Source organism: Nocardia barduliensis (assembly GCF_013315795.1).
GTDB lineage: Bacteria > Actinomycetota > Actinomycetes > Mycobacteriales > Mycobacteriaceae > Nocardia > Nocardia barduliensis.
This window is the reverse complement of the sequence record NZ_JABLTE010000184.1, coordinates 1-8,969: the sequence shown is the minus strand read 5'-3', so window position 1 is coordinate 8,969 and position 8,969 is coordinate 1. Positions and strand designations below refer to the sequence as shown.

The 8,969-nt window shown below is 68.8% G+C and carries 7 protein-coding genes; 1 reads left to right on the top strand and 6 read right to left on the bottom strand.

What is annotated here, in order from left to right; translation table 11 throughout:
• Nucleotides 1-272 precede the first annotated feature (272 nt).
• Complete coding sequence (locus tag HOV91_RS37460) at nt 273-1,823, top strand: acyl-CoA carboxylase subunit beta (protein WP_174189943.1); 1,551 nt, start codon at nt 273-275, stop codon at nt 1,821-1,823.
• 213 nt (nt 1,824-2,036) lie between these two features.
• Here the strand turns inward: HOV91_RS37460 and HOV91_RS37455 are convergent, their stop codons facing one another.
• The 6 genes from HOV91_RS37455 to HOV91_RS37430 all read right to left on the bottom strand — a co-directional run bounded on the left by HOV91_RS37455 (nt 2,037) and on the right by HOV91_RS37430 (nt 8,618).
• On the bottom strand, nt 2,037-2,618 hold the full coding sequence (locus HOV91_RS37455; RefSeq protein WP_174189942.1) for an Rv1733c family protein: 582 nt from the start codon (nt 2,616-2,618) through the stop codon (nt 2,037-2,039).
• Entirely contained in the window at nt 2,600-3,259 is a 660-nt protein-coding gene (locus tag HOV91_RS37450; protein WP_174189941.1) for a TetR/AcrR family transcriptional regulator, read from the bottom strand. The genes HOV91_RS37455 and HOV91_RS37450 overlap by 19 nt, the downstream gene beginning before the upstream one ends.
• Before the next feature lie 200 nt (nt 3,260-3,459).
• A complete protein-coding gene (locus HOV91_RS37445; protein WP_246351516.1) occupies nt 3,460-4,410 on the bottom strand; it encodes a Sco1979 family transcriptional regulator in 951 nt (316 codons plus the stop codon).
• 151 nt (nt 4,411-4,561) lie between these two features.
• Complete coding sequence (locus HOV91_RS37440) at nt 4,562-5,626, bottom strand: fused (3R)-hydroxyacyl-ACP dehydratase subunits HadA/HadB (RefSeq protein ID WP_174189940.1); 1,065 nt, start codon at nt 5,624-5,626, stop codon at nt 4,562-4,564.
• A gap of 182 nt (nt 5,627-5,808) precedes the next feature.
• On the bottom strand, nt 5,809-7,212 hold the full coding sequence (locus tag HOV91_RS37435; protein WP_174189939.1) for a lipase family protein: 1,404 nt from the start codon (nt 7,210-7,212) through the stop codon (nt 5,809-5,811).
• A gap of 230 nt (nt 7,213-7,442) precedes the next feature.
• On the bottom strand, nt 7,443-8,618 hold the full coding sequence (locus HOV91_RS37430; protein ID WP_174189938.1) for a lipase family protein: 1,176 nt from the start codon (nt 8,616-8,618) through the stop codon (nt 7,443-7,445).
• Between the last annotated feature and the right edge of the window lie 351 nt (nt 8,619-8,969).

Sequence of the window (8,969 nt, the reverse complement as noted above, 5' to 3'; positions counted from 1 at the left end):
CCCTAGATCCGCCCGCCCGCCCTGGAAAGCCCCCGTCGACGCCCTCGGGACGGTTCATCGGCGCCCGTGCCCGCGATTGGGACCTCGCACAAATCGCGTCGGCGACCCCCGACAGCGGGTGCCGGTGTCGTCCGCCGACAGCCGGGAGAGTAAACCTGTGAGTTGTCCTATGAGATCTTCTGAACCGCCTGTGCGGCGGACAGCACCGCCGATAGCATCGAACGCCGCGCTGCCGCACGGCGTCGCGACGAGTTCGAAGGGCTACACCATCAATGAGCGGTACGCGAGAAAAGCTGGACGAGCTGCGGGGACTCCTGGAGCTGGCCGAGGAACCAGCCGGTGAGACCGGCATCGCGAAACGCAAGAGCAAGGGCATTCCCAGCGCGCGGGAACGGGTGCGCGCACTGCTGGACCCGGGCAGTTTCGTCGAGATCGGCGCCCTGGTCCGCCAGCCGGGCACCCCCGGAGCCATGTACGGCGACGGTGTGGTCACCGGTCGCGGCCGGATCGACGGCAGACCCGTCGTGGTGATCGCGCACGACCAGACCGTCTTCGGCGGCTCGGTCGGTGAGATGTTCGGCCGCAAGGTCGCCAACGCGCTGGACTTCGCCACGGCCAACGCCTGCCCGGTGGTCGCGATCAACGACTCCGGTGGCGCCCGCATCCAGGACGCGGTCACCTCCCTGGCCTGGTACGCGCTGATGAGCCGCCGCCAGGAACGGCTGTCGGGCTTCGTGCCGCAGGTCTCGATCATGCTGGGCAAATGCGCGGCCGGGTCGGTCTACGCACCGGTGAACACCGACATCCTGATCGCGACCGAGAAGTCGTACATGTTCGTCACCGGCCCCGAGGTGATCAAGGAGGTCACCGGCGAGGAGGTGACCATGGAGGAGCTGGGCGGCGCGCAGGCGCAGGCGGCCAACGGCACCATCCACCACGTCGCCGCCACCGAACAGGAGGCGTTCGACTGGGCCAGGACCTACCTGAGCTATCTGCCGTCGAGCTGCCTGGAGCCGGGCCCTGTCGTCAATCCGGGGCTGGAGCCGCAGGTCACGCCGCACGATCTGGAATTGGACTCGATCGTGCCCGATTCCGATCGGGAGGGCTACGACATGCACGAGATCCTGCTGCGCCTGTTCGACGACGGCGAGTTCCACGAGATCAGCGCGGCCACCGCGCAGAATCTGATCACCGGTTTCGCCAGGGTGGACGGGCGCAGCGTCGGGGTGATCGCGAACCAGCCCTTGGTGCTCGGCGGCGCCATCGACGCGAGATGCTCGGACAAGGCGACGCACTTCATCCGGCTGTGCAACGTCTTCGGATTGCCGCTGATCTTCGTCGTGGACACGCCCGGCGTGCTGCCCGGCGTGGAGGAGGAGCGCAGCGGGGTGATCAAGCGCGGCGGACGGTTCTTCCGTGCGGTGATCGAGGCGACTGTGCCGATCGTGACCGTCGTGGTACGCAAGGCCTACGGCGGCGGCTACGCGGTGATGGGGTGCAAGCAGCTCGGCGCCGACGTCAGCCTGGCCTGGCCCACGGCGCGCATCGCCGTGATGGGCGCGGAGAGCGCGGTGAGCATCGTCGGCAAGCGCCAACTCGCCCAGGTGGCCCCGGACCAGCGTGCGGCCGTGCGCGAGTTCATGATCGAGCAGTACAACGCGACCGTCGCCACCCCGTGGATCGCCGCCGAGCGCGGCTACATCGACGCCGTGATCGAGCCCTCGCGAACCAGGCTGGAGATTCGCCGCGCGCTGCGCCTGCTGCGCGAGAAAGAGGCGAGCGCCGAGCCGAATCCGCGCAAGCACAGCCTCTACCCGGTCTGAGCCGACGTCGACCGCTTGGGTTGTGTCACAACATAACCGGGCTTACGTGTGCGATCTCCGGCGATCCGCGGGGAATCCGGCGGCCCGGCACGCCGATGCCTTAATCTCGGAGGCAGTGCCGAGCCGCTTCGTTCGCCGCGCTGCGGTCCGGCACGCGACGTGCCCGCTGTGCCTGTTCCCTACCCTCGCCCGGCGGGCACGCCGCACCGAGGCTCAGCCGTGGCCCCAGGTGAGGTCGGCGGCCACCCATTCCGATTCCCACTGCCGCAGCCGCCGCCGATCGAGTCCGCGGCGCACCAGCAGGTAGCTGCCCGCGAGCACGACCGAGACGCCGAGCACCGCGCCGGCGGTGAGCATCACCGCCTTGCTGGCGGGCTGGGTGGCCGACGGCGGCTCCACGATCGCACCGGCCTCGTTCAGCCAGATCGGCACGGTGGAACCGGTCTCGACAACCGTGGTCGATTGATAGTCACCGGTGTGCTCCACACCTTCGGCGTCCTTCCAGGACACCCGGGCCGGTACCACCGGCGCGTACAGCGGCGCCTTCCCCGCTTCGACCACGGTGGCGTCGACCTGGTGCAGGCGTGCCGTCTCGGCTTGCACCGCGGCGGTTTCCACCCGGTAGACCCGGCCGCCGACGGTGACCGCCAGGACGGGCACGATGATCAGGAACACCAGGGCGAGCAGGACCGCCACGCCGGTCTGCACCCGGTCTTCCCGGCGGCGCAGCGGGTTCCGGTCCAGACCGACGCGTCGGCACGTCCGGCGGTACATGTTCACCGACGGGGTAGACATGACGGTGACTCCTCGTTACGGAATTCGGCGGTGAGGGTGACGAGGGTGTCGAAGAACTCTTCGACGAGGCCGGGCAGGCCCATCGGATCCGGGCCCGCCGCCCAGCTCTGCAGCGCCGCGAGCAGCATGCCGGCTCCGGCGCCCACCGCGACGGCCGGCCGCGGATCGCGCAGCGGATCGACCCCCAGCCGCGCGGCGATGATCAGGACCGATTCGCGCTGCCCATCGATGCGGATGCGCTGGTAACCGGCGAACAGTTCGGGTTCGTCGTCGAAGCGCTGGAACAGCGCCCAGCGGCGCGCCAGCAGCGCGGCGCGGGTGCCGCCGTACTCGGTGGCGAGCCAGTCGTGGACGGCGTTGCGATAGGCGATCAGGGGCGGTTCGTCCGGAGGACGGCGGCGCAGCGCCTCGTTGAACAGGTGCACGTCCTGATCGACATCACCGAGAATCGCCTCCTCGATGGAGGCGAAGTGCCTGCTGAACGTCCGCCGGGTGACACCGGCCCTGATCGCGATGTCCTCCACGGCCACCGCGTGCAGACCGCGCTCGGTGAGCAGGTCGAACGCCGCGCGCGACAGCGCCTCACGGCTGCGCCGGGTGCGCAGCCGACGGCCGTCCAGACCGACACCGTCGTCGCTCATGTGCACATGATATCGCTTATTGTCCCGATGGGACAATACTTCGCCCAGGCCCGGCATGCGCATCACCTCGCCGAGGAAAATGCCCACTTCGGGCGCGCCGAATCACGCGTCGCGTCGGTACTCGGCGTGTCGCGCCCGGCGCTTCAGCCCGGGGCGGCCGATCCACCGCGCGGCGGCGTCCCGCCGAGGCACGGAGCCGGTCATCCCGGCGTGCGGTCCACCGGTTCGTCGACGGTCGGCCGGACGCCGTCGCGCAGGACCTGCAAGAGCTTGCGGGAATGCTCCGGCGGCGGCGCGAGCACGAGAAGTTGGTTCAGCACCGCGTAATACACGTCCAGGTCGGCGATCTTGTCCAGATAGAGCGCGCTGGTCAGCTGCTGGAGATAGACGATATCGGGCAGATCGGACTCGGCGAAGCGCAAGATGGTGAACGCCCCGTCGGTGAGCGCCGGGCCGCCCACGTCGTCGGGCAGAATCTGGACGGTGATGTTCGGCTGGGCTTCCGCGCGCAGCACGTGGTCGAGCTGTGCCCGCCAGACGGTGGAACCGCCGATCCTGCGGCGCAGCGCGGATTCCTCGATGATCATCCACATCTGCGGCGGGTCCGGCCTGGTCAGGATCTCTTGGCGGCGCATGCGCAAGGCCACGCGCCGCTCGATCGATTCCTCGTCCTCGTGCGGATGCGCGAGGACGAACAGCGCGCGGGCGTAGTCGGGAGTCTGCAGCAGCTCCGGGATCACCCGCGGTTCGTAACAGCGGATCAGCTGAGCGGCCTGTTCCAGCCCGAGGTAGGTGTCGAACCACTTCGGCAGCCAGTCGGCATCGTGATGCCACCATCCCGAGGTGTTCGCCTGCTTGGCCAGGCGCTTGAACTCGGCGCACTCCTCCTCGTCGGTGACCCCGTAGAGCGCGAGCAGATCGACCAGATCCCGTTCCCGGAAGCCGGTACGCCCCAACTCCAGGCGACTGATCTTGGAATGCGAGCCCCGGATCGCCTCGCCCGCTTCCTCGAGCGAGATACCGCGCGCCTCACGCAGCCGCCGCATCCGCCCCCCGAGGATCATCCGCAAGGCGGTCGGGCCGCCCTCCGCCACGGGAGTCGTTCCGCGAGCGATGGATTCGTTCTGAGGCCGCACTACCGAAGCACGCATGCACCGAGTCTCGCACGGGTGGCGCCCACACTCCAGCACCGCACCCGTCCGATCACAACGAACGCGCAGGTGTAAGCACATCCGCAAGATCATCGACAGCGGCGTTGCGACAGCTGCTCGACGCTCCCCCGCTGACGCCCGGCAGGCTGGTTCAGCGCAGCAGCACGTCCGCCGTCGCGCGACCGAACAGTTTGCGCTCCCCGCAGGTCGCGGTCAACGCGATGGTGGCGGCACGGCGCTCGGGATCCAATTGCTTGACCCGGCCCCGGAATTCGATCGCGCTCGCCTTGGCCGCCGGGACCGGGGCGAACCCGGCGAACCGCACCCCGTACCGCGTCACGGCGGCCGGATCGCCGAGCCACGACGTCAGGTATCCGGCGCCGAGGCCCATCGTCAGCAGTCCGTGCGAGACCACGTCGGGCAGACCGGCACTGCGGGCGACCACGTCGCTGAAGTGGATCGGATTCGAGTCACCGGACACCCCGGCGTAATTCACCAGGTCACCACGAGAGAGCTGGACCGTGCGTGGCGCGAGTTCCATGCCGACGGACAAGTCCTCGAAAGCGGGAGTGGTTCGCGGCGTGCGCGGCTCGTCGGGCGAATCCGGCTGCACCGTCTCCTCGAAGCACTCGACCAGACCGCCGTCCTCGCCCGCCTCCCGCGCGGCCGCGGCGTCCGACCGGTCGGTGGCCGACTGCCCGGTCATGATCACGCCCTCGACCGCCGCGCGCAGATCGGCGGCGATGTCCACGCCCGTCTGCGCCACCGCCGTGGTGTGCGCGGTCTGCAACACTTCCTTGTACTGGTTGCTCAGCACGTTCCTGGTGACCATGAAGTCCTTGTCACCGAACTGCCGGAACGACTCGATGTAGGAGTCGCACCGCACCTCGTCACCCGCGACGATCGGCCGGTGCACCTGGATCGACTGCTCGGTCTGCAACACCTGGCCGAGGTCGTAGCCGCTGAGCACGGACTCGAACATCTTGCGCTGCATCAGCATGAGGACGATCGAGGAGAACGTCAGCGGCGCGACGAGCCCGTCGAAGCCCAGCCGCACGGCGGCGTCCTCGTCCCGGTGCGCCGGATGGCCGTCCTGCAGCGCTCGCGCGAACTCCCGGATCTTCTCGCGGCCCACCTCATACGAGTCGGTCAAGCGGTAGTGCCGCCCGACCAGTGCCTTGGCCTGTTCGGACGCGGTGGTCGTGATGTCGTTCATGTGCCTCTCTCGGGAATTCGGGCGTCACCCCGCCCAGACCGGCCCACCGTACCGAAGCCACGACAACGCCGCCGCACAGCACTCTCGCCAGATCTGGGCATACGAACAGAAGGGGGACACGGTTTTGATCGCGAGCGCGGGCGCACCGCGTTACCGGAGCCCCTCCCGGCGGCGTTACCCGGTCAGCACTCGTCGGGCGCCCGGACCCCCTGCAACCTGTCGTCCAGCCACAGCATGGCTTCCGGATAACCGAGTGCACCCGCGATGATGTGCTCACCGAGCACATTGCGATACACCGCGGGCACCCCGAGGCGGCACTGCTCCAGATAGAGGTTGCGCGCGCCCTCGGCCGGGATCCAGAACTCCTGCTCTCCGTTGTAGATGAACAGCGGAGTCGCCGACCTCATCCCGGCCATCTTGGTCACCCGATAGATGTCCGCGGCCAGCGCCGAATGCAGCGGATCGGGGAAGTTCGCGGCGATGTCGATCGGCAGCATCAGCACGCCGATCGCTCCGTAGCTGCTGCCACACATGTCCTTCACCGGCGAGACGGCCACCCACTGGGCGAGATTGTTCATCCGGGCCAGGATCTCCGGCCGCTCGCGGCCGATGCCGAAGACCGCGCCCATGAAGATCGCCGAGGCGAGGTTTCCGTTCATACTGCGGGCCAGGATCTCGTAGTCGGCGGGCACCCCGCCGAGCGCGGCACCGACGATCACTTCCGCCAATTCCGGTGCGTAGCCATCGATCAGCTTCACCGCACCGTGCGTCGCGATCGCGCCTCCCGAGTAGCCCGCGAGTCCGAACCTGGCGGCGCCGAACTCCTCCGGGAACAGATTGCGCACCGCCCTGATCGAGTCGAGCACTGCGTGACCGGCCACGATGGGTTCGGCGTAGGCCATCGACGGACCCTCGTGGTCCGGGATCAGTACGGCGTAACCGCGCAGCGCCGCCACATGTGTGGTGGGTGGCAGGAAATCGGTGAAGCTGGTGTCCGGGTTGAGCCCGTGCGCCAGGGTGTATCCCGGTGTGCAGGAACGGCCGAGAGCGTCGATGGGCAGATTGTTCACCACCACCGGTCGCGGCCCCCGCCCCGGCCACGGCTTCGCGGGAACGACAAGAGTCGCGGTGGCATAGGACGGCGCTGCGTGCGCGTCCGTCGTGCGGTACTTCACCAGCAGCGCACGCTGGATCGGCATCAGCATCAACGGCGCGGTCGTCGCGCTCACGTCGCGCACCTCGATGACCTGCCCCTCGGACAGTTCGCCCAGGTTCTCCGGCCACACGTCGAAGATCGGGTCGCCGACCGCGGAGGGCAGCGCGGCCGAGCGCAGCGCCGCCAGCGACGGTGACAGCGTGGTGGCCTGGTGCGCGGGCGAACTCGGTTCCGGCAGCGGCGCGATCGGCGGTGGCGGGATCACCTGATCGATGAGCTGTTGCAGTCCGGGCAGCAGCCCGCCGGGCGGCGGTAGCGCGCCCGCCACGCCGGGCAGCGGCGGGGCGGGCGCCGGCTCGGCGGCGGCGGGGACAGCCAGGACCGAACTGGCGGCGAGCAATGCCACAGCAATGGCACGCGAAATTCTCATGGCACACGCCTCTGGGTGCGAACGGCAACGTCGTCTGGCACCCGGGCACCTGGCCGCGACCCCCGAAATGTCCCCTGTCAGACCGGAAGCCAGGACGTCAGGCTACGTCAGCGACCATGGCTGGACGCAGTAAAGCATCCGACTTGTGTTGTCGCGTATCCATATCGCAACAACCGGCCGAGACCCGTATCCGGAGAACGGGTCCCGGCTCGGCCGTCCGCGATGGACGCTCAGCAATTGCTCGGCGCGGGCTCCCCCCGGAAACGGGCGTCCAGCCAGTTCAGTGCCGCGGGAATGCCGAGCACCGCCGCGGTCAAATGGTCCGGAACCGGGATCTCCTCGGACTGCACCTTGGCGCCCGCCGCACACCACCGCTTGTCGGTGTTGACCACCGCGTCGATCGGAATGAGCCCATCGATCGGCGAATGCCATTCGAACACCGGCATCTCGGGCACGCCGTCGTAGAGCTCGAGGCTGTTCTCCTCGACCACGGCGCGCGCGGTGTCGTCGTTGATCATCGATGTCGTCTTGGCGAAGTCCAGTGCGCCGCGGCCCGCTCCCGTCGAGAGGATGTCGTTGGTGCAGCTGTTGGCGATCTGCGCGCGGGCGGCCAGACCTCGCTCGTTCAACTGTTCGCTGAGCGGGAAACGCGTCGGGTATTCGCGCTCGAGCCCGAATCCGGCGGCGAACGCGAGCCCGAAGACCGGGTGCGGGTTCAACCCCAGACCCTCGAGCATCTTCACCAGATTCATCGGCACGCCGCCCATGGCCGCGCCCGCGATGTCGAGCTCCGGCGCGTACTTCGGCTGCAGGGCCGCCGCCCACGCGGTGGCCATCCCGCCGCCGGAGTATCCGACCATGGCCACCGGGCTGCGCTGCACCCCGAGTTCGGCGACCTGCTTCACGGCGCGCACGCCGTCGAGGGTGATCTGCCCGCCGAGCTTCGCGGCGCCGTAGGCGAAATTCGGCCCGAGGTGGTCGGGCAGCGCGACGCTCCAGCCGCGCGCGAGCAGGACGTTCCAGCCCGGCGCCTCCCGCACGACGAGGTTCGGGTCACCGGTGTAGAGCACCCGGGAGACCGAGCATTCCGAGCCGAGGCCGTTGATGATGTGCTGGAACGACAGCAGCGGCCCGTCGGCGCGATGCGACTTGGGCGTCAGCACCGTGGTGGTCGCGGCGATCGGTTTGCCCTCCGAGCTCGTCGACCGGAATCGGACCACGGTCACCGTGGTCTCCGGGAAGACCGCCAGCGGAGGCATCACCCGGGTGGCGATCACGTCGCCGGGCTTGCGATCGGCGATGTCCGCCGGTGTCGCGTAGAAGGGATCCGGATCGGGCTCGGGGTACAACGGTGCGCTGGTCGCCGCACCGGCCATGCTCGCGACCAGCGCCAGGCCCGCGGCCATCGCTCCGATCGCACGTGCGAGACGTCTTCGCCCCACTCCCCTACCCAACGAACGTGGGCCCTGACTCATCGACGTGTGCCTCCTGAATCGTCCAACGCTGTAGATCATCCTCGGCAATATCGCCTGGGCAGGGCACCACCCGACGCGATCATGTTGCCAAATCACAAGTTTGGGGAGCGCGGCTTGTGATCGCGGCGCGCCCCGGGTGGTGACTGTACCCGACCCGCACGGGTCCGTTCTGTGACATTTCCAGCCGATAACCTGGAACATGTTCTCAGCAGTGGCGGCCCTCTACCGTCAGTCCTACCGGCGCGGCTGCCGCGCCGGCCGGAAGGAGGCGGTGGCATGGAC